The sequence below is a fragment of the Ruegeria sp. THAF33 genome, from assembly GCF_009363615.1.
GTDB lineage: Bacteria > Pseudomonadota > Alphaproteobacteria > Rhodobacterales > Rhodobacteraceae > Ruegeria.
The window spans coordinates 214,522-238,545 of sequence record NZ_CP045385.1; the positions used below are offsets into that span (position 1 = coordinate 214,522).

22 protein-coding genes are annotated in these 24,024 nt (G+C 56.3%); 13 read left to right on the plus strand and 9 right to left on the minus strand.

The annotated features are described in order from the left end of the window. Nucleotides 1–116 precede the first annotated feature (116 nt). The 3 genes from dnaE (at nucleotide 117) to FIU92_RS18235 (ending at nucleotide 4,306) form a co-directional block, all read left to right on the plus strand. Complete coding sequence (gene dnaE, locus FIU92_RS18225; protein ID WP_152460141.1) at nucleotides 117–3,617, plus strand: DNA polymerase III subunit alpha; 3,501 nt, start codon at nucleotides 117–119, stop codon at nucleotides 3,615–3,617. Between the two features lie 85 nt (nucleotides 3,618–3,702). After that, nucleotides 3,703–3,921 carry a hypothetical protein gene (locus tag FIU92_RS18230; RefSeq protein WP_152460142.1) on the plus strand — a complete coding sequence of 73 codons (219 nt, stop codon included), beginning with the start codon at nucleotides 3,703–3,705 and terminating at the stop codon, nucleotides 3,919–3,921. Nucleotides 3,922–3,937: 16 nt separating this feature from the next. Then, a complete protein-coding gene (locus FIU92_RS18235) occupies nucleotides 3,938–4,306 on the plus strand; it encodes a hypothetical protein (protein ID WP_253283557.1) in 369 nt (122 codons plus the stop codon). Between the two features lie 4 nt (nucleotides 4,307–4,310). Here the strand turns inward: FIU92_RS18235 and FIU92_RS18240 are convergent, their stop codons facing one another. Beyond that, complete coding sequence (locus FIU92_RS18240) at nucleotides 4,311–4,505, minus strand: SlyX family protein (protein ID WP_152460143.1); 195 nt, start codon at nucleotides 4,503–4,505, stop codon at nucleotides 4,311–4,313. A gap of 129 nt (nucleotides 4,506–4,634) precedes the next feature. On the opposite strand from FIU92_RS18240, the gene hisS reads away from it, so the two are divergent. The 3 genes from hisS to hisG are packed head-to-tail and all read left to right on the plus strand — an operon-like array spanning nucleotide 4,635 to nucleotide 7,900. Then, the gene (hisS, locus tag FIU92_RS18245) at nucleotides 4,635–6,122 is read left to right on the plus strand and encodes a histidine--tRNA ligase (protein WP_152460144.1); all 1,488 of its coding nucleotides are present in this window, start codon (nucleotides 4,635–4,637) and stop codon (nucleotides 6,120–6,122) included. A 3-nt stretch (nucleotides 6,123–6,125) separates the two neighbouring features. Further along, entirely contained in the window at nucleotides 6,126–7,214 is a 1,089-nt protein-coding gene (locus FIU92_RS18250; protein ID WP_152460145.1) for an ATP phosphoribosyltransferase regulatory subunit, read from the plus strand. Beyond that, nucleotides 7,211–7,900, plus strand: a complete 690-nt coding sequence (hisG, locus tag FIU92_RS18255; protein ID WP_152460146.1) for an ATP phosphoribosyltransferase — start codon at nucleotides 7,211–7,213, stop codon at nucleotides 7,898–7,900. Before FIU92_RS18250 ends, hisG begins: the two co-directional genes overlap by 4 nt. On the opposite strand, the gene FIU92_RS18260 is transcribed toward hisG, so the two are convergent. Continuing rightward, nucleotides 7,901–8,332: a DUF1489 family protein gene (locus FIU92_RS18260; protein WP_152460147.1), complete on the minus strand. Its 432-nt coding sequence runs from the start codon at nucleotides 8,330–8,332 to the stop codon at nucleotides 7,901–7,903. Between the two features lie 129 nt (nucleotides 8,333–8,461). Between FIU92_RS18260 and FIU92_RS18265 the strand changes: the two genes are divergently transcribed. Together FIU92_RS18265 and FIU92_RS18270 are read left to right on the plus strand one after the other, a co-directional pair. Next, nucleotides 8,462–10,744, plus strand: a complete 2,283-nt coding sequence (locus FIU92_RS18265; protein ID WP_152460148.1) for an adenosylcobalamin-dependent ribonucleoside-diphosphate reductase — start codon at nucleotides 8,462–8,464, stop codon at nucleotides 10,742–10,744. A gap of 319 nt (nucleotides 10,745–11,063) precedes the next feature. Then, nucleotides 11,064–11,342 carry a hypothetical protein gene (locus FIU92_RS18270; protein ID WP_152460149.1) on the plus strand — a complete coding sequence of 93 codons (279 nt, stop codon included), beginning with the start codon at nucleotides 11,064–11,066 and terminating at the stop codon, nucleotides 11,340–11,342. Between the two features lie 296 nt (nucleotides 11,343–11,638). Here the strand turns inward: FIU92_RS18270 and FIU92_RS18275 are convergent, their stop codons facing one another. Both FIU92_RS18275 and FIU92_RS18280 read right to left on the minus strand, forming a co-directional pair. Beyond that, nucleotides 11,639–11,899 carry a hypothetical protein gene (locus FIU92_RS18275; RefSeq protein ID WP_152460150.1) on the minus strand — a complete coding sequence of 87 codons (261 nt, stop codon included), beginning with the start codon at nucleotides 11,897–11,899 and terminating at the stop codon, nucleotides 11,639–11,641. Between the two features lie 24 nt (nucleotides 11,900–11,923). Then, a complete protein-coding gene (locus FIU92_RS18280) occupies nucleotides 11,924–12,382 on the minus strand; it encodes a DoxX family protein (RefSeq protein WP_152460151.1) in 459 nt (152 codons plus the stop codon). 95 nt (nucleotides 12,383–12,477) lie between these two features. On the opposite strand from FIU92_RS18280, the gene FIU92_RS18285 reads away from it, so the two are divergent. Then, nucleotides 12,478–13,443, plus strand: a complete 966-nt coding sequence (locus tag FIU92_RS18285; protein ID WP_152460152.1) for a LysR family transcriptional regulator — start codon at nucleotides 12,478–12,480, stop codon at nucleotides 13,441–13,443. A 371-nt stretch (nucleotides 13,444–13,814) separates the two neighbouring features. Here FIU92_RS18285 and FIU92_RS18290 read toward each other — a convergent pair whose 3' ends face one another. The 5 genes from FIU92_RS18290 to FIU92_RS18310 form a co-directional block, all read right to left on the minus strand. Beyond that, a complete protein-coding gene (locus FIU92_RS18290; RefSeq protein ID WP_152460153.1) occupies nucleotides 13,815–14,825 on the minus strand; it encodes a cytochrome d ubiquinol oxidase subunit II in 1,011 nt (336 codons plus the stop codon). 6 nt (nucleotides 14,826–14,831) lie between these two features. After that, nucleotides 14,832–16,205 (minus strand): cytochrome ubiquinol oxidase subunit I, encoded by a 1,374-nt coding sequence (locus tag FIU92_RS18295; protein ID WP_152460154.1) that lies wholly within the window; start codon nucleotides 16,203–16,205, stop codon nucleotides 14,832–14,834. A 206-nt stretch (nucleotides 16,206–16,411) separates the two neighbouring features. After that, nucleotides 16,412–16,642 carry a hypothetical protein gene (locus FIU92_RS18300; protein WP_152460155.1) on the minus strand — a complete coding sequence of 77 codons (231 nt, stop codon included), beginning with the start codon at nucleotides 16,640–16,642 and terminating at the stop codon, nucleotides 16,412–16,414. A 307-nt stretch (nucleotides 16,643–16,949) separates the two neighbouring features. After that, nucleotides 16,950–17,561 carry a TetR/AcrR family transcriptional regulator gene (locus FIU92_RS18305; protein WP_152460156.1) on the minus strand — a complete coding sequence of 204 codons (612 nt, stop codon included), beginning with the start codon at nucleotides 17,559–17,561 and terminating at the stop codon, nucleotides 16,950–16,952. Nucleotides 17,562–17,633: 72 nt separating this feature from the next. Further along, nucleotides 17,634–18,908 (minus strand): serine hydrolase, encoded by a 1,275-nt coding sequence (locus FIU92_RS18310; RefSeq protein ID WP_152460157.1) that lies wholly within the window; start codon nucleotides 18,906–18,908, stop codon nucleotides 17,634–17,636. Between the two features lie 380 nt (nucleotides 18,909–19,288). Here FIU92_RS18310 and FIU92_RS18315 point away from each other — a divergent pair, with 380 nt between their 5' ends. The 4 genes from FIU92_RS18315 (at nucleotide 19,289) to FIU92_RS18330 (ending at nucleotide 24,023) form a co-directional block, all read left to right on the plus strand. Next, nucleotides 19,289–20,185: a hypothetical protein gene (locus FIU92_RS18315; RefSeq protein WP_152460158.1), complete on the plus strand. Its 897-nt coding sequence runs from the start codon at nucleotides 19,289–19,291 to the stop codon at nucleotides 20,183–20,185. 148 nt (nucleotides 20,186–20,333) lie between these two features. Beyond that, complete coding sequence (locus tag FIU92_RS18320) at nucleotides 20,334–21,620, plus strand: serine hydrolase (RefSeq protein ID WP_152460159.1); 1,287 nt, start codon at nucleotides 20,334–20,336, stop codon at nucleotides 21,618–21,620. Between the two features lie 75 nt (nucleotides 21,621–21,695). After that, nucleotides 21,696–22,976, plus strand: a complete 1,281-nt coding sequence (locus FIU92_RS18325) for a phosphatase PAP2 family protein (protein WP_254705408.1) — start codon at nucleotides 21,696–21,698, stop codon at nucleotides 22,974–22,976. 540 nt (nucleotides 22,977–23,516) lie between these two features. Continuing rightward, the gene (locus FIU92_RS18330) at nucleotides 23,517–24,023 is read left to right on the plus strand and encodes a hypothetical protein (RefSeq protein ID WP_152460160.1); all 507 of its coding nucleotides are present in this window, start codon (nucleotides 23,517–23,519) and stop codon (nucleotides 24,021–24,023) included. The last annotated feature ends 1 nt before the right edge of the window (nucleotide 24,024 follow it).

Sequence of the window (24,024 nt, forward strand, 5' to 3'; positions counted from 1 at the left end):
AGTCAATCCCGAAGCACCTTCTGAAAAAGCCGAATAATCAATGGCGATTTTTTTTGCGGCAAACGTGAGGCGGTTCAGCCTTTTGCCGCGCAGCCGGCTGGGGTAGCTTGGGCGTCATGAGCAGTTCTCCACGATTCATCCACCTCCGCGTTCACACTGAATATTCCCTTCTGGAAGGCGCCGTGCGGCTGAAAAAGCTGCCGGGCCTGTGCGAGAAGATGGAAATGCCGGCGGTCGCCGTGACGGATACCAATTCGATGTTTTCGGCGCTGGAATTCTCGGTCACCGCAAGCGGCGCCGGGGTACAGCCGATCATGGGGTGCCAGGTCGATCTGACCTATGTCCAGGCCCAGCCGGGCGAGAAGCCAAAGACCCCCGCGCCTCTGGTGCTGCTGGCGCAGTCCGAGACCGGGTACGAAAACCTGATGAAACTCAGCACGTGTCTCTACGTGGACAAGGGCGGGCAACTGCCTCAGGTCACTTTGGAAGAACTGGCCGACCGATCTGAAGGGTTGATCTGCCTGTCCGGTGGACCTGACGGCCCGGTGGGAATGCTACTGCAACAGGGTCAGCGCCCGGCGGCCGAAGCGTTGGTCGATCGGCTGGCGGCAATGTTCCCCAACCGGTTTTATATCGAGCTTCAGCGCCATCCGGGTGAAGATGGCCAGCCCGAGGCCGAACGCCTGACAGAACGCGGCCATGTCGAGATGGCCTATGCCAAGAACCTGCCGCTGGTCGCCACGAATGACGTCTATTTCCCGACGCCGGACATGTACGAAGCGCATGACGCGCTGATCTGCATATCGGAAGGGGCCTATGTCGACCAGCAGGAAGGCCGCCGTCGTCTGACGGCGCAGCACTACTTCAAGTCACAACAAGAGATGGCGACCCTGTTCGCCGATTTGCCCGAGGCCATCGAAAACACCGTCGAGATCGCCAGACGCTGCGCGTTCATGGCCTATCGACGCGACCCGATCCTGCCGAAATTCGCGGATGACGAGGTGGCCGAGCTGCGGCGCATCGCCAATGAGGGCTTGCAGAAACGTCTGGCCGTGATCCCGCATGCGGTGACGCCCGAGGAATACCAGGAACGTCTGGATTTCGAACTGGGCATCATCGAAAGCATGGGTTTCCCCGGCTACTTTCTGATCGTCGCGGATTTCATCCAATGGGCCAAGGATCACGACATTCCGGTCGGGCCGGGGCGGGGCTCGGGCGCGGGCTCGCTGGTGGCCTATGCGCTGACGATCACCGACCTAGACCCGCTGCGCTACAGCCTGCTGTTCGAACGGTTCCTGAACCCCGAGCGGGTTTCTATGCCCGACTTCGACATCGACTTCTGCATGGATCGCCGCGAAGAGGTGATCCGTTATGTTCAGCAGAAATACGGGCGCGACAAGGTGGGTCAGATCATCACCTTCGGTGCCTTGCTGTCCAAGGCCGCCGTGCGCGATATCGGGCGGGTGCTGCAAATGCCCTATGGGCAGGTGGACCGCCTGTCCAAGATGATCCCGGTCGAGGGGGTGAAACCTGTTTCCATCGAAAAGGCGCTGAAAGACGAACCCCGCCTGCGCGAGGCCGCGCGCGAGGAAGAGGTGGTCGACCGCCTGCTGACCTATGGCCAGCAGGTCGAGGGGCTGTTGCGGAATGCTTCGACCCACGCGGCGGGCGTGGTGATCGGTGACCGGCCGCTGGATGCGCTGGTGCCGATCTATCAGGACCCGCGTTCGGACATGCCCGCGACCCAGTTCAACATGAAATGGGTGGAACAGGCCGGGTTGGTAAAGTTCGACTTTCTGGGCCTGAAGACCCTGACCGTGATCCAGAACGCGATGGACCTGATTTTCAAATCCGGGCGCCCGTTGCACATCGCCGCCGATGGCACCGAACTTTATGAGCCGGCTGAGGGGGCTGAGAACCAGATCAACGCCATCCCGCTGGATGATGAGGCCACCTACAAGCTCTATTCCGCGGCCAAGACCGTGGCGGTGTTCCAGGTGGAAAGCTCGGGCATGATGGACGCGCTCAAGCGCATGAAACCCACCTGTATCGAGGACATCGTGGCGCTTGTGGCGCTCTATCGTCCCGGCCCGATGGAGAACATCCCCACCTATTGCGAGGTCAAGAACGGCCAGCGCCAGATCCAATCCGTTCACCCGCTGATCGACCACATCCTCGAGGAAACGCAGGGCATCATCGTCTACCAGGAGCAGGTGATGCAGATCGCGCAGGTCATGGCGGGCTACAGCCTCGGCGGCGCCGACCTGCTGCGCCGCGCGATGGGCAAGAAGATCAAAGAGGCGATGGACGCCGAACGCCCGAAATTCGAGGCCGGCGCGGCCAAGAACGGGGTGGACGCCAAGAAGGCCTCCGAAGTGTTCGACCTCTTGGAAAAATTCGCCAACTACGGCTTCAACAAGTCCCACGCGGCGGCCTACGCGGTGGTCAGCTACCAGACCGGCTGGCTCAAGGCGAACCACCCGGTCGAGTTCATGGCCGGGGTCATGAACTGCGATATCCACCTGACCGACAAGCTGGCGGTGTATTTCGAAGAGGTCCGCAAGGGTTTGGGCCTGCCCTACGTGCCGCCCTGCGTGAACCGCTCGCTGGCGACCTTCGACGTGGTGGATGGCCAACTGGTCTATGCGCTGGGCGCGCTCAAGAATGTCGGCGTCGAGGCGATGAATCTGGTGGTGCAGGGCAGGGGAGACAAGCCTTTCGTCAACCTCTTTGACTTTGCCCGCCGGGTCGACCTGAAAAAGGTCGGCAAACGTCCGCTGGAAATGCTGGCGCGTGCCGGCGCTTTTGATGAGCTCGACAAGAACCGTCGCCGCGTGTTCGAAAGCCTTGACCGTCTGGTACAGTATTCGGCGGCGATCCATGAACAGAAAAACTCCAATCAGGTGTCTCTGTTCGGTGAGGCAGGCGACGACCTGCCCGAACCGCGCCTGTCGCCGACGCCCGACTGGCTGCCGGCCGAGCGCCTCAGCGAAGAATTCAAGGCCATCGGCTTCTATCTCTCGGGGCATCCGCTGGACGATTACATGCCCGCGCTGAAGCGCAAACAGGTGCTGACGCTGGATGAGGTTACGGAAAAGGCCCGGTCCGGTCCGCTCATCGCAAAGATGGCAGGGGTTGTCGCCGGGCGGCAGGAACGGAAATCGGCCAAGGGCAACCGCTTTGCTTTCGTTCAAATGTCTGATCCCACCGGCGCCTATGAGGTCACGCTGTTTTCGGACACGCTGGAGAAGTGTCGCGAGTTTCTGGAAACCGGCGCGCAGGTCGTGCTGACTGCCGAGGCAACGATGGAAGCCGATCAGCTCAAGCTGCTGGGCCGCTCTGTTGGTCCTGCGGATTCCCTTGTGGCCGAGGCCGGAGCAACTGGGCTGCGAATCTACGTTGACGAAGCACAGGCCGTACCAACGGTGGCCAAGGTGTTGGAAGACGCCGCCTCTGCCGCGAAAGGGGCTGCACGGGGACCAGTCCAGTTCATGTTGCTGGACCCCAGCCTGCCCGGCGATATTGAGATGGAACTGGGACGTGAATTCCCAATCAACCCGCAGATCAAGGGCGCGATCAAATCCCTTGAAGGCGTCATGACCGTCGAAGAGATATGACGCCGCTTTGTTGCCAGACTGTTGGTGCCCCGCTAGGCTGACTTGACAGAGATGTCTTTAGGTCATGCCACGGGAGGGCGTTGTTATGACAATAGCAGGTCTCAAGTTCAGAAAGATATTATTCGGCGCAGCAGCGACGCTGGCTTTGGTTTCGGCCTCAGCTGGTCTGGCGGAGGACAAGAAAAAAGAAAACACGATCAAAGGCGCCGTGATTGGCGCGGGTGTCGGCGCGCTGATCGGCGACGGCAAAGGTGCCGCCGCCGGAGCGGTGGCCGGTGCGCTGATCGGCGCGAATTCCAAGTAAGCGGAGGAGCACCCGGATGAGGACGAATTTGCTTAAGCCAGCCGCCACCGCCTTAATGCTTGCAGCGCCCGGATTGGCCCTTGCCGACGAGGAAGCCGAACAGATGATGCAGGACGCGCTGCCGCTGATGTATCACACCTGCACCTCTGTTATCGAAGAGGCTGATGGGAACGAAGAGTACATTCTGGACGTCGTTGGGAAGATGACGGCCCTTTCGCTTTACAACCGTCAGGTTGACATCGAAGCCCACGCGACTTCGGATGAGGAAAAGGCGGCTCTGAGAGAAACATTTGTGGCCGCCTTGAAAGAGGGCTGCACCGGGGACGAAAACGCCCTGTTGGGAGGCGTTGTGGACAACGCGGTAAAATCGACGCTTGGGCTTTAAATCATCAATAGTGAGGCGGTCGTTCGTCACCAAAGACAACGCCGCCTGAACCTTCCTGCGCCCGTTCTGCTTCGCGCTGCAACAGCATTTCAACCCGTTGGGTCAGCCGGTCGATTTCCGACTGTTGTCTGGTGACGACCGTGTTCAGTTCGTCCACGGTACGGGTCAGATGGGCGATCTCTTCTTCCAGATGCTGCATGGGGAACTCCTGTCTTGCGCTGGTCATAGCGACACAGTCGGCCCAAGGCCAGAGAAAGCGCGCCTTGCCCCGATGCGGACCATGGGATAGACCGCGCGCGGAACAAGGACACTCCCAAGGACGCCCCACATGGCCAAGCCCAAGAAACAGCCCCGCCCCAAGGCCGTCACGCCGAAAGGGTTCCGCGACTATTTCGGCGAGGAAGTCACGCAGCGCACCGAGATGCTGCGGACGATTGCGGGCGTGTATCATCGTTACGGGTTCGACGCGCTTGAAAGCAGTGCGGTCGAGACCGTCGAGGCGCTGGGCAAGTTCCTGCCTGATGTGGATCGCCCGAACGAAGGCGTGTTCGCCTGGCAGGAGTTTGACGAGGGCGGCAACGGCGATTGGATGGCGCTGCGCTATGATCTGACAGCACCTTTGGCTCGGGTCTATGCCCAGCACCGCAACGATCTGCCCACGCCCTACCGCCGCTGTGCGATGGGTCCGGTCTGGCGCAACGAAAAGCCGGGGCCGGGGCGGTACCGTCAGTTCTATCAGTGTGATGCGGATACGGTGGGGACGGCCAGCATGGCCGCCGATGCCGAAATCTGCGCGATGCTGTCGGATACGCTGGAAACCGTGGGCATTCCTCGCGGCGATTATCTGGTCCGGGTCAACAACCGCAAGGTTTTGAACGGCGTGCTCGAAGCGATGGGTTTGGGCGAAGACGCAGCCGCCCGTGACAACGTTCTGCGCACCATCGACAAGTTCGACAAGGTGGGCGAGCAGGGCGTGCGCGAGTTGCTGACCAAAGGCCGGCTTGATGCCTCGGGCGCGTTCATCGACGGTGTGGACCTGTCCGAAGATCAGGCCGACCCGGTGATCGCTTTCCTGACCTCCAAGGCTGATGATGCCGCTGGAACGCTGGCCAACCTGCGTGCGGCCGTGGGTGACAGCAAGATCGGCGCCGAAGGAATTACGGAATTGGAACAGATCGGCGAGTTGCTGGCCGCGGGCGGCTATGGCGCTGATCGCATCCAGATCGATCCCTCGGTCGTGCGCGGTCTGGGGTATTATACCGGGCCGGTCTATGAGGCCGAACTGACCTTCGAGATCTTTGATGAGAAAGGCCGCAAGCGGCAGTTCGGCTCGGTCTCGGGCGGCGGCCGTTATGACGATCTGGTCAAGCGCTTTACCGGGCAGGAAGTACCTGCGACAGGCATCTCCATCGGCGTTGATCGCCTGCTCGCCGCGTTGCGCGAAAAGGGCCGGATCAGTGCTCAGGCCACCGGCCCTGTGGTCGTGACCGTAATGGACCGCGACCGCATGGCCGACTATCAGGCGATGGTGGCCGAGCTGCGCAATGCCGGCATCCGGGCCGAGGTCTATCTGGGCAATCCCAAGAATTTTGGCAACCAGCTGAAATATGCGGACAAGCGGAATTCTCCGATTGCAGTGATCGAGGGCGGCGACGAAAAAGCCAAATGCATCGTGCAGATCAAGGACCTGATCCTGGGGGCCAAGATTGCCGAAAGCGCCACGCTCGAGGAATGGAAGGAACGCCCCAGCCAGTTCGAGGTGCCGCGCAGCGATCTTGTCGCCAAGGTGCGCGAGATTCTGGACAGTCAGGACTGAGCCATGCCCAACCGATCCCAGATCCAGGCCCAGGCCGCGATGATGCGCGTGCGCTTCGAGGCCGCCGGGGCGCAGGTCGTCGACCCGCCGCTGCTGCAATCGGCCGAGACGCTGCTGGACCTCTACGGCGAGGATATCCGCGCGCGCGCCTATGTCACCTCGGACGCGCTGCGCGGCGAACAGATGCTGCGCCCGGATTTCACCCTGCCGGTGGTGCAGATGCACATGCGCGACGGGGCCGAACCGGCGCGCTATACCTATTCGGGTGAGGTGTTCCGCCGTCAGGAGCATGACCCCGACCGCGCCAATGAATACATCCAGGTGGGATACGAGGTCTTTGACCGTGACGATCCGGCCGGGGCCGATGCCGAGGTGTTTTCGCTGATGGCGCTTCAGTTGCGCGGGCTGCCCCTGCGCGCGGCAACCGGGGATATCGGTATCCTCACCGCTGCGGTCGAAGGGCTGCGCACGACCGAGCGTCGCAAGGCCGCCCTGATGCGGCACCTGTGGAGACCGCGCCGATTCCGTGTCTTGCTGGATCGGTTTGCGGGTCGCAAGGCGCCCTCGGAAGGGCGCGCCGCGCTGCTGGACGCTGCCGATCCGATGGCGTTTGATGCCCCAATGATCGGCAAGCGCCGCAAGGCCGAAATCGCAGCGCGCATCGAAGCCCTGCGCGAAGACCGCGATACGCCGCCGATTTCCGACAATGAACTGGCCGGGCTGGAAACGTTGCTGAATGTGCGCGAGACCATGCCATTTGCGCTGGAACAGCTGCGCGACGTGGCGGTGGATCTGCCCCAGATCACGCCCGCCTTGGACCGGTTGGAAGCGCGCGTGGCTGCGCTGCAAGCACGTGGCGTCGATGTCGAGCGGTTGGATTTCGAGGCCGCCTATGGCCGGACATCGATGGAATACTACGATGGTTTTGTTTTTGGGTTTTACGCAGAAGGTCGGCCTGACCTGCCTCCGATCGCCACGGGCGGGCGCTATGACGCGCTGACACGGCAATTGGGCCGCGGAGACGAAATCCCGGCTGTCGGCGGCGTGTTGCGCCCCGACCTGATGCTGGAGATCGAGGAGGGTGCTGTATGAGCCTGAAACTGGGTGTGCCCTCGAAGGGCCGGTTGATGGAAAAGACCTTCTCGTGGTTCGAAAAACGCGGCATCACCTTGTCACGCAGCGGGTCGGACCGGGAATATGCGGGCAAGGTCGAAGGGATCGACGGTGTCTCTCTGATCCTGCTGTCGGCGGGGGAAATCCCGCGTGAACTGGCGGCGGGGCGGATTCATCTGGGCGTCACCGGGATCGATCTGGTGCACGAGAAACTGCCGCGCTGGGAACAGCAGGTTGAAGAGGTTTCGCAGCTTGGATTCGGCAAGGCTGATCTGATCATCGCAATCCCGGCATGTTGGGTCGATGTCGATACGCTTGATGATCTGGACGCGGCAGCAGCTGCGTTTCGCAAAACCCATGGCCACCGGCTGCGGATCGCCACCAAGTACCACCGTCTGGTTCGGGAATTCCTGACAGACGCGGGCGTGGCCGATTATACGCTGGTCGACAGTCAGGGCGCGACTGAAGGCACGGTGATGAATGAAACCGCTGAAGCAATTGCCGACATCACCTCGACCGGAGAGACCCTGCGCGCGAACCACCTGAAGATCCTCTCGGACGGTCTGATCCTGCAATCACAGGCCACGCTGTGGCGCAGTCGCGTTGCAAAATATGATCCGACAGAAAAAGCGGTTCTGTCCGAACTGCTGGATCGGTTGCGGTAACTACAGCACACCTATTTCTGCCAGGGCGCGGTTCAGATCATCGGGCAGGGCATCGTCCTGCTCGCGGTTTTTGGGCAAATCGGCAGGGGTATCTTCAGGCTTGAGATAACGCCATCCCTGAAACGGGCGTTTCAGGGCGTTCTGGGTGCGGTGCAGCTTGGGGTCCAGCACAATGGCACAGCGGCGGATACCATCGTCTCCGATCACTTCATCCAGCCGCAGGATCCTTTGGCGACACTGGATTACGCCCTTGATGACCCAATAGATCGATCCGCCGTTCAGAATTTCGGCTTCGCGCTTGGGCCACATGCGGGTGACGTGGCGTGGAAGGCCATCGGCGAACCGCTGGCAATAGCTGTCCTGCCAGGCCATCAGCGTGTCGACGCTTTCCGACCCGACCGAAAGTTTTATGAGGTTTACGTAATTATCCACAGCTTTCCCACAGAGTCGTCCCGAGGATCATCTTTATATTGTAGCTTGGTTCCAGTTGTCATCAAGGTGTTGTGGTGCCCATGTGATTTGAGGTAGTCTGGATACCTCTTTCAGCACAGGGAATCACCAATGAGCCGCTTTGCCGCCCCCATCGCCGAGCAGATCTGGGATATGAAATACCGCTTTAAACAGGCGGACGGCACACCCATCGATCAGACGGTCGAAGACAGTTGGCGACGTATTGCCCGCGATCTGGCGCGGGTCGAAAAAGACCCTGCGCATTGGGAAGAAGAGTTCTATCAGGCGCTGGAGGATTTCAAATACCTGCCAGCCGGGCGGATCACGGCGGGTGCGGGTACCGCGCGGCAGGTGACTCTGTTCAACTGCTTCGTCATGGGCACCGTGCCTGACAGCATGGGCGGCATTTTCGATATGCTGAAAGAGGCCGCGCTGACCATGCAGCAGGGCGGGGGGATCGGGTATGATTTCTCGACCATCCGACCGCGCGGTACAGATGTTAAAGGCGTCGCGGCAGATGCCTCGGGCCCGCTGAGCTTCATGGATGTCTGGGATGCGATGTGCCGCACGATCATGTCCGCAGGCTCGCGCCGTGGGGCGATGATGGCGACCATGCGCTGCGACCACCCCGATATCGAACAGTTTATCACCGCCAAGTCCGACCCGGCCCGTCTGCGCATGTTCAACATGTCGGTGCTGGTATCTGATCCTTTCATGGAGGCGGTCAAAGCCGATGGCCCGTGGGAGCTGGTGTTTGGCGATAAGGTCTATCACACCGTTCAGGCGCGTGATCTGTGGAACAAGATCATGCAGGCGACCTATGACTATGCCGAGCCGGGCGTGATCTTCATCGACCGCATCAATCAGGCCAACAACCTCAGCTATGTTGAGACTATCGCAGCCACCAATCCGTGTGGCGAGCAGCCTCTGCCGCCCTATGGCGCCTGCTTGTTGGGTTCGATCAATCTGGCGCGTTTGGTGGTTGAACCGTTTGAGGCAAAAGCCCGTTTGAATGAAGAGGCCCTTCAAGAACTTGTCGCCACGGCTGTCCGGATGATGGACAATGTCGTTGATGTGTCAAAATTCCCACTGGCCGAACAAGAGGCTGAAGCGCAGGACAAGCGCCGCATCGGGCTGGGCGTGACCGGGCTGGCGGATGCGCTGTTGATGCTGGGCCTGCGTTATGGCTCGGACGAGGCGGCGCGTCAGACCGAGCGCTGGTTGCACGCGATCGCCCGCGCCGCGTATCTGGCGTCGGTCGACTTGGCCAAGGAAAAAGGGGCGTTTCCCCTGTTCGATGCCGAGAAATACCTGGCCAGCGGCACGATGCAGCAGATGGATGAGGATGTGCGTGATGCGATCCGCGAGCACGGCATCCGAAACGCGCTGCTGACCTCGATCGCGCCCACTGGGACGATCTCTCTCTACGCCGGCAACGTGTCGTCGGGGATCGAGCCGGTTTTTGCCTATGCCTACACCCGCAAGGTCTTGCAGAAGGACGGCTCGCGGACCGAGGAAGAGGTGGTGGACTATGCCGTTCAGATGTGGCGCGACAAGTTCGGTGACACAGAACTGCCGGACTATTTCGTGAACGCGCAAACCCTGTCCCCGTCCGATCACGTCAAGATGCAGGCCGCGGCACAGAAATGGATCGACAGCTCGATCTCGAAGACGATCAACTGCCCCGAGGACATCTCGTTCGACGCCTTCAAGGACGTGTATATGCAGGCCTGGGATCAGGGCTGCAAAGGCTGCACCACCTATCGCCCGAATGATGTGACCGGCTCGGTGCTGACCGTCTCGGAAAGCGACGACAAGGTGCCGGGTGAAAGTGCGGATGCGCCGCACGAGGTGGATGGCGGCGATGTCATCTACATGTCCGAACCGCTGGACCGGCCGCAATCGCTTGAGGGTTCGACCTACAAGCTGAAATGGCCCGACAGCGAACACGCGATCTATCTGACCATCAACGATATCGTCATCGGCGGCCGGCGTCGTCCGTTCGAGGTGTTCATCAACTCGAAGAACATGGAGCATTACGCCTGGACGCTGGCCCTGACCCGGATGATCTCGGCCGTGTTCCGGCGCGGTGGTGACGTGTCTTTCGTGGTCGAAGAACTCAAGGCCGTGTTCGATCCGCGCGGCGGGGCTTGGGTGCAGGGCAAGTATATCCCTTCGATACTGGCGGCGATCGGTGGCGTGATCGAGCAGCACATGATCGCGATCGGGTTCCTCGAGGGCGAAGGGATGGGGCTGAAATCCGACCCGCAGGCGCAGGTGGTCAACATGGACGCCCCCCGCGGGAAGGCCTGCCCGTCCTGCGGCCAGTATGACATGGTGATGATCGAGGGCTGCATGACATGCCGCAGCTGCGGGCATTCGAAATGTGGCTGAGACGGGGGGTGGGGTTTCTGTTTGGGTGGGCATAAATAGCCCATAAGGTTGAATTTTGCGCCCATTTGAACGGTCTTTAATGCCCACAGATTCTTAAGGCTTTGAAAAAAATAAAAAAGATTCCTGTAGAGTTTTGAGGCTGTTCTGCGTTGGGCGACCATCGATAACATTCGCGCTATTGACCAAAACCTGAAAATCTCAAGACTGTGGCCATGGAACCAAATCGTCTCATACGCGTCACACGCAAAAGCTGACCAGAATGTTGTACTTGCCCAGCAAAACCGCCCGGGCAGTTCCATGGCTATCGGATACCTAATTGATGAAAAACAAATCGCCTATCGAGGAGTCCCCTCAATACTCCGAATTGAACGCTCGATTTTCCCGTTTTCTCCTGGACTTCCGAAAGGAAAAACTCGCGCAGCAACTTGCCGGAGACGACAAAAACCGTGACGAGATTACTCGCGGAGACTTTCAATCATTCAAAGCGCGGATGACTGAGGGTTTAGAACTAACCGATTACGATCTAGATCGTATTCACCGCCGAGTATTGTCTTTACTTCTCCGCCCCGAAGAGGGCTCGGTGCTACAAGACGAATGAGGCCGGAAGGCGTGAAACTGGCGTGTAGACCGATCCGCTTTGACGATGATTCAGTCCTGAAACTCACTTAAACATCTACGGTCACGTCACTGCGCACTCTCCAGTGACACAACAAACACGTTATTCTAAGCTACTCCCGCTTTTCTCTTATATGCGCAACATCGGCGGGTCGCAGCCCGAAGCGGACAATCATCGTCGGGCTTTGCAAAATCCGAAATGCGGACAATCCTGCCATTCATCTCGCTTAGACGAATGGCAGGACTGGCGCGGTATACCGGTCTGATAACTGAAAGACGCTAAGCTTCGAGCATGACAACAATTGTGTCGGCATGGACACCATCGTGTTTCATCGCCGCCTGGCCGACTGGTCCGTTGTTGATCTCGAAAAACTTGTCCAGATCTGGGATGTTGGCGGACAGGCCGACCTTATTGGGCTCTGTCGGATGGACGAAAGTCACCATGTCGAAGGCAACCTCCTTGAAGATTTCATCGCGCTTGGGGGATGAAAGCCAGTGTTCGACATCGTCCACATCATGCATTGCAATAACTCTGGGCATTGGTCTTCTCCTTGTTGAAAGATCTCAGGTGATAGCGGGAACGGGACGGGTCTGTGCCCTCGGCGTACCTGTCTCAAAAAGAACCGCGAACCTTGAGCGTTGGACCCATAGGATCAGGATTCCGCAAACGATCAGGACAAATGCGAGCGGGAGTCCTCCGGGATTGAGGGTGGCATGAAACAGAACGATAACGGCCATTATCGGTGCCAGCAGGGCCAACCCCAGTGCCGGGGCCCGGTTGGACAGAAGAAGAAGCGCACCTGCCAGTTCGACACCTTTCATCAATGGCCAGAGAAATCCGGCCTCCTTGAGCGCCGCTTCAAGCGCAAGCCCGGCGGAAGAGGTCGGCGGATGTATCAGGTGTGCGCCAGTGAAAATGAACGCAAATCCGTCCAACGCCCCCATCAGAAATATGCCGCCAAGTAACAGACGCGGCGCAGGATCGATCAGAAACGTCCGGAGGTTCGGAAGGGAGAACGGCATCGTGAATTTCCTTCAGGTTGCGATTGCATTTCAGTGCGTTTTCTTCTGAGTATGAGGGTAGGCAGCATCACTCCAGCAAATAGTTTTCAGTCCAGATGAATGAAATTCAGATCAAGAACCTCGACCTGAACCTGCTCCTCGTCTTCCGGGTCCTGATGGAAGAGGGCAGCGTGAACCGGGCCGCCGAACAGCTCGGCCGAACACCCTCGGCCGTGAGTCACGCGCTTGGGCGATTGCGCGAACAACTGGATGACCCATTGCTGGTGCGCGCCGGTGGCATTATGAAACCAAGCCCGCGGGCCGAGGCCCTGTATCGCGAGATCCGACCGATCCTGTCACGGATCGAACGCGTGGTGCAGGCGCCCGCCCCCTTCGAACCCATGACCTGCTCCCGGACCTTTCGCATGGCAGGACCGGCGCTGAATTGCATCGCCTCTGGAGTTGTCTCGCGCATGCAGGCAGAAGCACCGGATGCGGCATTGGCATGGCAACCCTATTCCAAAGATACCATGGATCAGATCATCAAGGGTGAAGTGGATATCGCATTTGGAAACGCCAACTTTCCCTTGCCTGAAGGTCTGAAGGCAAAAGTCCTGAAACCGATGAAACGTTATGTTCTGGCGCGGCGGGGCCACCCGGCGACAAATGACTGGAGCTTGGACAGCTGGATGCGATGGCCGCATGCCGTTGTGCGCATTCCGGCCGCCATCCACGGTACGGTCGAAGAGCATCTTGCCCATCTTGGTCTGAAGCGCCGCATTGGATTTCACGCGGCCAGCTGGTCCGGAATCGCATCGGCGCTGAACGACACAAACATGTTGGGAAACTTCGTTGCGTTAGTCTTGCTGGAGGGCCGCGCTGGCGACGACCTGCAAGTCCTGGAACCGCCCGAACCGATGCCCGATCTTGTCTTTCGTGTCATCTGGAATGCGGAGCTGGACGCGGACCCGGCCCTTGTCTGGATGCGCGGTATTGTTTTGACCACATTTGAAGACCTCGTGGATGAAGCCCAAAAAATCGTGTCAAATCGCGATATCATCGTACCGCGCACCTTCGGTTGATGTTTCAGGCAACCCCAAACACTCTCCATCTTGGAAGCGGTCATTCGTCGTTGGCGCAGCATTGAGCACTTTGGGCTCGAAGCCGTCATTGACGCAATCCCGACAAGTGTCTGCTTCGCGGACAAAGCCCCAATTCGCTGTGGGTGCGCCAATGATTGCTTTCGGAAAATCGGGCCGGTCCAAAACAACCGTGTTTGCCGTTTATTTTGGCGATATTGACGGCTGAAAAATTGAGCAAAAAACGGATTGGATATTTCATGCGGTAGTAAACTGGCCAGAAGCTAAACAAAATAATCATGTCGCCAGAGAAAGCAAGACTTGGTTTCGCCTGGCGCATACGAGTAGAGGACACCAGTTGGAAGTGTCGCCCCTCAGTCGTAGCGCAACTCGGTCGCCTTGCCCCGAAAGATCGTGTAAGCCATCACCGTATATCCGGCGATCACCGGCAAAACAAAGACTGTCCCTATCAGAATGATGAATAGGCTTTCCGGAGCACTTGCCGCTTCATAAATCGTCAATTGCTCGGGGACCACATATGGGTAGAAGCTGTACGCCATCCCGAAAAATGCCAGTGTGAACAGAGTGATAGACGCCGCAAAAGGGAACCAGGCCCAACTGTCGTTGCGGGTTGGCAAGTGACGCAAGGCATACCACAGCAAAGCGATCAAAATGCCCGACATGAGGGGCAGAGGCAGCAGCAGGAAGAACTCGGGGAAGGTAAACCATTTGTCAAAGATGCGTTGGCTTACCCAAGGGGTCGCCAGTGACACAGCGCTGATGCCGGTGATCAGCCCCCAGATGCCACCTTTGGCCCAATCGACGGCTTTTTGCTGCAGCCCCCCGTCGGTTTTGAGAATGACCCAACAGGCTCCGATGAACGAATAGCCAACGGCCAGAAACACGGCCGTGATAGCGGCGAAGATCCAGGTACCGAAAGTGCTTTCCAGCCCCATGACGTATTTGCCCAGCATGAAACCTTGCGCCAATGCGGTCATTAGCGAGCCGGTAAAGAACGCCATATTCCAACTGCTCTTGTGATGCGCCGGGGCTTTGACCCGGAATTCGAACGCGACACCGCGCAGGATCAGGCCAATCAGCATGATGGCTACAGGCAAGTATAGTGAAGTCAGGATAACCCCGTGTGCGGTCGGGAAGGCCACCAAAAGGATGCCGATCGCAAGCACCAACCACGTTTCGTTTGCGTCCCAGAATGGCCCAATTGAGGCAACCATTCGGTCCTTTTCGGCCTCATCGGCGAAGGGGAACAGTATCCCAACGCCCAGATCAAAGCCGTCCAGAACCACGTAGACAAGGATCGAGAGCCCCATAAGCGCAGCGAACGTCAGAGGCAGCCAATGTGTCGGATCACCAAAATAGGTCATGGTCCTTTATTCCGCTGGAACTGCTTTGGGGTATTTTGGCTCTGGCCGGAAGGGTTGGTCGCCTTGCGCCGCCTTCCGAGCCAAATAAAACAGCACGCCGATATACGCCGTGAGAAGTAGGACGTAGATCAGCAGGTAAGCCGCCAGCGTCGTGCCCACCAATGGTGCCGGGACATCAGCCACGGCTTGTTCGGTTGTCAGCACGCCATGAACCAGCCACGGCTGGCGGCCAATCTCGGTTGTGTACCAGCCGGCCAACGTTGCGATCCAACCCGAAAAGGCCATCGGGACCAATGCGATTTGCATGAGTTTGGGCACTCCCGCAGGCCCGCGCCCGCGCCGCATGAACAGCAATGTCGCCCAGCTGAGCAGCAACATGGCCATGCCTGTAGCGACCATGATGCGGAACGACCAAAAGACGGGTGCAACGGGTGGGTGTAGAACTGTGCCATCCTCGGCGACAAAGTCATTCAGGCCGGGCACCACGCCATCGGCCTTATGTGTTAGAATGACCGAAGCGAGGTTGGGGATGCTGACCTCATATTGGTTCTCACGCGCGGTTTCGTCTGGAATGGCAAACAGCACCAGCGGTACGTTAGATTTCGTCTCCCAATTGCCCTCCATCGCGGCGACCTTCTGCGGCTGATATTCAAGCGTGTTCAGCCCGTGCATGTCTCCCATGAAGATTTGCACCGGGATCAACAATGCGCCCAGCCAAGCGCCGGTCATAAAGGTTGCCCGCACGTCCTGCCCGCGATCTCCGAGCAGCCATCGGAAGGCCGAGAAGCCAAGCACCAGGAATGCCACCGTCAGGCCGCTGGCCAGCAGCATGTGGGTCAGTCGGTAAGGCATAGATGGGTTGAATATGATTGCCCACCAATCGGTTGCGAAAGCTACGCCATCCCGCATCTCGAACCCGGCGGGCGTGTGCATCCAGCTGTTCAGGACCAAAATCCAGAAGGCCGACATAGTCGTTCCGAACGCTACAAGGAAAGTCGCGGTTGTGTGCAACCAGTTTGGAACGCGTGAGAAACCGAACAGCATGATGCCCAGAAACACTGCCTCGAGAAAGAAAGCAGTCAGGATCTCATAGGCCAACAACGGCCCGGCGATATTGCCTACGGCCTCCATGAAACCGGGCCAGTTGGTGCCAAACTGAAAAGACATGGTGATACCCGAGACCACACCCATCGCAAATGACAAGGCAAATACCTTCACCCAAAAGCGGTAGGCATCCATCCATTTGGTGTCTTTGGTTGTGTTGAAGCGCAGTTTGAAAAACAGCAGTACCCAACCCAAGGCGATTGTGATCGTCGGGAAGAGAATGTGGAAAGATATGTTTGCCCCAAACTGAATACGGGACAGCAGAAGCGCGTCCATTTTTCACCTGTAGAAGACTTGTTTGAGCCTCAGATAGGTGTGACCGTTTTGGCGTTAAGGGATGTGCGACAGCCGGTCATGCGGCAGGGTGGCGCATGCCTTTGGTTCTCTGGAACCCGGTTTCCCCCCGTTTGTGGGCAAAGTTTTCCGCGACATATCCCTGTGCTCCATCTTTCTCAAAAACCACTGACGACGGACAATCGCGTCTATGAAAGCGCTTCAAAACAGACAAAGACAATCAGTATGGATAAAAACAACAGTGGAGCGAGACGCTTGAATTGATAAAGCTTGCTTCGTGGGTCCGCAGCGGACCAAAGCGGTGCAAAGGCTGCCATTGCTGCAATTCCGTTGCGCCTTTTTAACTTTTCTTGTCGGTTTTTGTTTTGTTGAAACTTAGTTGCTGCGTGAGCGGTCTGGATGTCGTAGTTGTCTTTCATTTGCTACTCCTCGTGACTAAAGGGGAGTTAGAGGTTGAAAATCTATTTCCACAATTGACTGAAAAAAGCGGCAATCTGGCACACTTAGCCGAACGGATACCAGGTTGAAGTATTCGCATAGCTGTCGCGACGGGTTATCGGAGCAGCTGCAAATTTGGGCTCGATGCGGCCATTCTTTGCGGCAAGCATTGTTGGCTGGTCGCAGCCCATAGAGCACGTTGCTCAGATGCATGTTCATTCTGCATATGTGCCTCACAAAACTCTTGAGTGGACCGTGAAAGGTACAGTGCTTGAAAGGATCTGGCTGTCAAACGCCGCGGCTTGGAATGCGATCTGGGATGAACTGCCGCAAATATGAGATCGATGCAGAAAGCCCATCGTCAATCATCTCGGCGGTCAGAGCCCCGTGCCTCTGAAATGATAGGCTGAGGAACAGATCAAATATCTCGATTGCATGGAAGAAACGTAATTCGCGTTGGTCAATGCCGGGCAACACAAAGTAGCCGTCCATGAGCTCGGCGAATTGAACGCCAAGCTCAAAGTCGTTTTGTCTATCGGTAGCCTTGATCGTAGGTGCCGTTGTACTCCCTAAGATAAGTCGGCAATAGCCTGGCTTCCTTTGGTACAAAGCGACGCCTCGGCGTGCTGCGTGTTCGAACAAGCTACGCCAATCCTCCAAGGCAGCGCCTGAGTAGGGCGCGATTATCTCTTCGATCAACTGCTCACCAAAACGAGCGGCCGCAGCTGCAAAAACCTCGTTGACCCCCTTGAAAAAGTGGTAAGCAGAACCTGACGGGATATCGGCTTCTGCCGCGATCCGATGCATGGTGATATCTGGAAGGTCTTCGTTTTCCAGAAGTGTTTCGGCAGCGAGGATCAACTTCAGTCGTCGTTCCTCACCTTTAGCGTAGCGTTTCATTCACAGTCTTGACCATTGGTATATGACACGTCCGTACCAACAACAGGACCCACGCGTCAAATTCCCGCAGCCCTACATCTTTGCTGTTTCATCTAGAATCGCAGGAACAACCTGTAGGAAAATCATGGAATTCATGCGTTCCGTTTCCGTCTGCGGGTAGCCACCGTTCATTGCAATGACGGTTTCACTTTCTGGCTCAACCACCAAAACCTGACCGTGTATTCCGACAAACGCCGCGAATTTGTGTTCACCAATTTCCAAGATCCGGATCTGGTCTTTATACCACCCATTTGGCGCGAGCACGGCCTCTTTTCCGTTGCTCCAAGCACCGCGGACCCTGTCGTTTCCCATCCACAGGGCGTCCAGGAAAGCGGCAGGGATGACTTGATCTCCAGCGTAGTTCTTACCTCCGGCGAGCATCATGCGTCCGACGCGCGCGAGGTCGCGCGTTCTCATGTTCAATCCCCCGGATGCAACTGTTGCTCCCGACGGGTCAGCCATCCAATATGCCTCGCCCTCAGCTCCTAGCTTTGACCACAACTTGTCTTGCAAATACTCGGCCAATCCAACACCGGTCGCCGCTTCGACGGCAAGACCCAGAACTTCCGTGTTGGGGTCCTGGTACTGATAGTGCGTGCCTGGTTCATATTTTCGTTGCGCGATTGTCACCAGATAATCTTCGATGCCGTTCAAACCGCTATCATTGGGTCCGTTCCATTCCTGAGACTCGGTGAATTTTGGGTCCCACGAAAGAAAGGGCGGTGTGGGAATGTCGAGGCCTGAATTCATGTCGGCCACGTCTTGCAACGAAACGCCTTCAAACGCCGTCCCTTTGAACCGTGGCAGATAAGCTTCCACCGGTGCCGTCATGTCCAGCTTACCCTCGGCCGCAGCAATTCCAGCAAGAATGGCAGTGAAGGACTTCGTTACTGACATGTCCAAGTGGGTCGATGTTTCATCCATCCCGTTCCAAAAATGCTGGTGCAGCAGGTCGTCGCCCTTCAGAATTACCATTGAATGGTTCTTGAGCCTGTCCCGTAACAAAGTCTCGATATCCAGTGGACCATCAGCGTCTTCAGCAGTCAGTTCGGACAAGTCGAGACTATTAGACTCCGTCCAGCTCTCGGGCTCAATGTCACCGCTCGGTTCAACAACGTAGTGACGCGTGAACTTGTAGGCATTGGGAAAGGTTACGGCTGCGTTTTCGCCGCTATCCCAGTTTTCTTGGGTGACACCAAAGCCTTCGACTTGATCGAGGAACGCCTGATCTGGAGGCAGTATTGACTGAGCATATGCTGCTGATGACAGGAGAAAGCTAACTGCTACTATACAATTGATTTTGTTCATCTGTTTTCCTTGATGCCGTTGAGCTTAATTCTAATGACTGCGCTGCATATCTTATGAAATCGAAGCGCGGTCAGATCTGAGAAGTGTGCTTCGCGCCATGGGCTGAGCGCGGTATTTGTTATTCGAGTCCAGCTTCACGGATATGGTTACACCAAGAAAGCCGATGTCGACAATAGTCGAGTTTTAGTCGGGATTTCAGCTATGCCGGGTTGTTACTGACGCGCATCCTTGCTAAAAAAATGAGCAATTTAATAACCTTGTGGAAAATCGGTTTCGACAATTTCCCAAACCCAATGCTCTCGAAGTTATCGACACGAGTCGAAAATAGGATATAAGAATCTCGTGGGAGAATCTGGTGTATCTGACCTTAGGAGCTACCCTTGTCTTGCATGGTAATTGGGCCTTGGGCCCGAGCAACTCAGTTAAGCTCGCTGGCCAATCGACTGTGTGTGCTCTCCAGGCTAGTTCTCTTTAGTGTTTTTTGCTCGATAATTTTTTACTCTCTCGCTTATGCGCAGGAAGAGTGCGACGCCGCGTGCCAGGCCGCACGTAAAGCACAGGACCCGCTCGCCGCAGTCACCGCACTACTTACGGATAACACAATCGGCTTTGGCCCCAATAGCGACAGCACAACCTACAATTTTCAACTTCAACCAGTTTACACGTTCGAGGGAGAATCCGCGAATGTGATTTTGCGCGGATTGATACCTTATGTTGGATTGCCTGGCGGTGTAGCGGGCGCAGATGCCAGCCTCCCGGAATTCGCCTTTTCCGACCGTGGCGGAGGAACAGATTTCGGCTTTAGCGATACCATTGTTCAGGCCTTTTATGTACCCGAAGTGGAGCCAGGGACATTTAAGATCGGATACGGCGTCCAACTCTCTTTTGATACAGCTGAAGACGGATTCAACGGACCTGGAAACGGAGCGGGCCTTGCCCTTGTTGGGTTCAATTTTGCTGGCGATTTGTCTTATGGTGGTGTGGTCGGACATCTCTGGGGAGAGGATGATTTTTCTCTCACAACCATACAGCCAATAGTCTTCTACAATTTGGAGGATTTCCTCGGAGGTTCTTACGTCGGCTACTCTAATACAAGTAGCTATAATTGGAGCACAGGTGATTGGGTTGTTCCCGTTGGAGCGACCTTTGGGAAGACGTTTGTCGTGGGTGGCGGAAACGCTATCGACCTTAATGTTGGTGCCTACTATCTCGCCGAGGCGCCGGACAACAGCAATGACTGGCAGCTCAAATTCGGCGTTTCGTGGTTCTTGCCGTGAACCCGCCAAGACCATCCCCATACGATGACTGTCGATGTCATAGAGTAGGCCATCAGGAGAACGTTTTCCCTACTACTTATATCCGCAGAACTCCTTTCCGGCAGTCGCTGTAAGGTTCGCTCAAACAGATGCAAAGAGGTTTTTTGCAATGAGACACATTCCTACAACGGCATTCTGGGCCATTCTGGTTGGAGCGCTGACGGTCAGTGCTGAAGCGACAACCTTTAAAGAGCCGGACGCTGAATTCATCGAAGCTGCGTCAGCAATTGGATTAACAGGAGAGAACTGGGAAACACCTGAATTCATCGCCTCTGCCATGCCACACGTCTACAAGTTTTCCCACAGCTACACGCTGCACAAGGGCGATTATGTTCGTGAGTTGCCCCAAAGCGATCAGGTTCTGAACCTAGAAGAAGTAATGGTTCAGGATTATGACGGGCCAATTTCTGCAAGAGACTTCCTGTTGAACCGGATGCAGAACCACAATGCAGTGATTATTCAAAATGGTGAACTTATTCACGAGCACTATGGAAATGGATTGGACGAGTATTCAACGCATCTCGACATGTCGGTTTCTAAATCCTTTACAGCGATGGCCGCGGCAATTGCTGTTGGAAAGGGTTTGCTCAATTGGGAAGACCCAGCAATCCGGTACGTACCTGAATTAGCAGGGACCGCATTCGAAACCGCCACGGTGCAAGAGATTTCTGACATGCGGACTGCGGTCGTGCTGGCCCCCGGAACAGCAGAAAAATACTGGGATACCCGCCTTTCTGAGGCACAGGGCTATTATGGTCAGGAAAAGTCCGAGGCTTACCCAAACGGCACGATGGACTTCTTTCCTTTGATCACTGAGCGGCAAGACTACGCAATGGGTGAGAAGTACGACTACCAGGATGTCAACAGCGAGCTTCTGGGGCTCATCGTGGACCGCGCGACCGGAGAGTCTTTCACGACAATTCTTGAGCAGGACCTTCTACAGAAGGTGGGTGTCGCTTCAGATGCCCATTTCATGTCCGACAAGAAGGGCCTAGCGATGGGGTCTACAGGCATGAACATGGCTACCAAAGACCTCGCTCGCGTCGGCCTGCTCTTTCTGAATGAAGGCAAGAACGAACTTGGGGAGCAAGTGTTGCCCGCCCAATTTGTCTCTGACCTTTGGGAAGGAAATGAAGCCGTACGCAGCGCTTGGCTTAAGGGCAAAGAATCTGCGCTAGCTCCGGGTTACTACAAAGATCAATTTAGAGTTCTTGAAGTAGGTGATTACCGCATTTTGGCTATGATTGGCGTCAATGGGCAAATGTGCGTCATCAACAAGGAAACAAACTCGGTCATTGCCTTGAACGGTGCGTACCCAATGGCAGAAACCCCTCGTTTCGCCACCATGCAATTCCATCAATTCGTGCCAGCGATCTTAGATGCCATGTCAAATTAGCAGTGGTCGCTGAACCAACTCGTGAGGACAAGTCTGCCCACTAGTTTCAAAGGGGTGCAAGTTGAGGCGTGAACTATGGAAATGTTAAGAAAAGCAACTGCGGTCGTGCTGTGTGCGTCACTAGGTGCGCTGTCTTCTCCGTCAGTTGTATCTGGTGACACAACTGATGACCTCGAAGACGTCGGCGACGTTCTCCAACTGGCAATTCCTCTCGCAGCCCTTGGGATAACTTATGCTAAGGACGACAAGGAGGGGCGACAACAACTCGCAAAGGGTGTTGGCACCACTTTTCTGACCGTTCAGAGCCTTAAGTTTCTTGTGGAGAAATGGCGCCCCAATTACTCGGCGGACAATTCCTTTCCGTCGGGGCACACCGCAGCTGCATTCTCGGGTGCTGCTTTCCTTCAAACACGGTACGGATCCAGCTACGGCGTACCAGCTTATCTGCTAGCGTCTTTTGTCGGTTACACCCGAGTTCGCGCCGAGAAACACTTCTCCGACGATGTCCTGGCCGGTGCAAGTATCGCAATGCTTAGCAATTGGTTGTACGCGACGCCTTTGGAGAAGGGAGTCAAGGTTCTTCCCACAGTCTCGCAGGATGCAGTCGGCTTGCAGGTTTCGATGCTTACTGGATCAAACAAATCGGCAGAGACAAAAGTGACAGAACCCTTCAAACCCAGGTTTAGGTTTTCATTCTCCTTCGGCGCGAGCAGTCTGGACAACAACGACGTACGATCTCCCAGTTCAACCGGCTCACAGCTAGACCTTGAACAGTTTGATACCTTTTCAAACCCGACCACAAGTTCCGCGGCGAGTTTCGAGTATTTCATGTCTGATCAGCATGAGTTCTACGCGGTCCTAAATCCGTTAGAGGTACGAGACGAAGGCACTTTTTCAAACCCCGTTCGGTTTGACGGTACGGTATACCCGGCAAACACCACGACTGCGATGGATTACGTTATGAACGAAATTCGTGGCGGTTACCTGTACAACGTCGTCCCTGAAGGTCGGTTCGATTTGAAAATTGGCGGGGGTCTGACCTTTCAAAATACCTATGTGCGACTTGTTTCCGGCAATTTGGATCGAGAAGTCGAAAGCAACGACTTTGCGCCATACGCGAGCATCCATGCCAGCTATGAGCTGTCTGATCGGTTAGAATTTCAGTTGGGTGTCGACGGCACTTCGTTCGACTCTGTCGAGTTTCTAGATGCGGTCGCCTTGCTGAGCTACAAACTCGCACCACAATGGGATATTGGAGTAGGCGTTCAAAGCTTCAGCCGAAAGCTGGATGTGGCTGAACTGAAGAACAAATACGATGCCACCAGTGTCTTTTTGAATGTTGGGTATTCATTTTGAAAACTTGGAAGCAACCCAAATAGGCTGTTGAGGCTCAAATTACACATCTACCATTGCTCTGACGAATGATCGCGAATGCTGTTAGCGAAACTTTGCAAAGTCCGCTTTCTGCGCATCGCTGTCATTGGAGCTTCGCGCGGCATCAGTCAATTTGGACTCGGTAACGACCGTCGCTGACTTCCGTATATGTGGTTAGAGGAAGCCTCAGGCGGGCCATGCCAACAGTGCTTACAATTCTGCGTTGCGGACAACCTATTTGGCACTCGTTTAGCGAGAGGTTTCCCGAAACTACGCGGTGACTTTCGAAGTGCAGCACACTCCGTCTTGACATAGTGACACGAACTGGTTCAGCTTCAGGTCATGACGTACTCACGCATCCACTGCCATCGAATATCGGTCTGAGGTCGATAACCCACGCGAAATCCGTGGGAGGCAGCATTGGTATGCTGGCGAGGCTTATATCATTGTAATCGCTCCAGATTAGAGTGCACGAGTCGGTTCGATTCCGACTCCTCCTACCATCCTCAGGAGGAGTCCGACATGGCGGACGAAGTCACGAACGCAATTGATTTCAACGACATCAAGCAGTCGGTCGAGAAGAACGTCGGCCACACACCCAAAGGCTGGTCCGGCTTGGTCACGGCGCTCTTTACAGAGGTTAAGGAATACTGCGATCTAAAGGATTTCACCTACTCTTTCATCCTACAGATCAAAGAGAAACTGGGAGAGCTCCGCATCTGCCACCGGTGTGATGATCGACACATCCAATCGATGATCACCTCCACGATTGCACGAGCAAATCGTACCTGTGAGCGATGCTCAAACGCTGCCGAGACCCAGATTTTGGATGGGCGGTACACGACCCTGTGCTGCTGGTGCGCGCATGATGTCGCGAGCAAGAGCCACCCTGAAAGAAAGAGGTTTTTTGGTGTTCGAAAAAAGCCTGCTCGGAATCGAATGACGTGCTCGGTCTGTGGATATTTCGGTCAGATCGACCGAACTGATGACCGCGGACGCTGTCCTGTATGTGTGACGAAAGGGTGGTGAG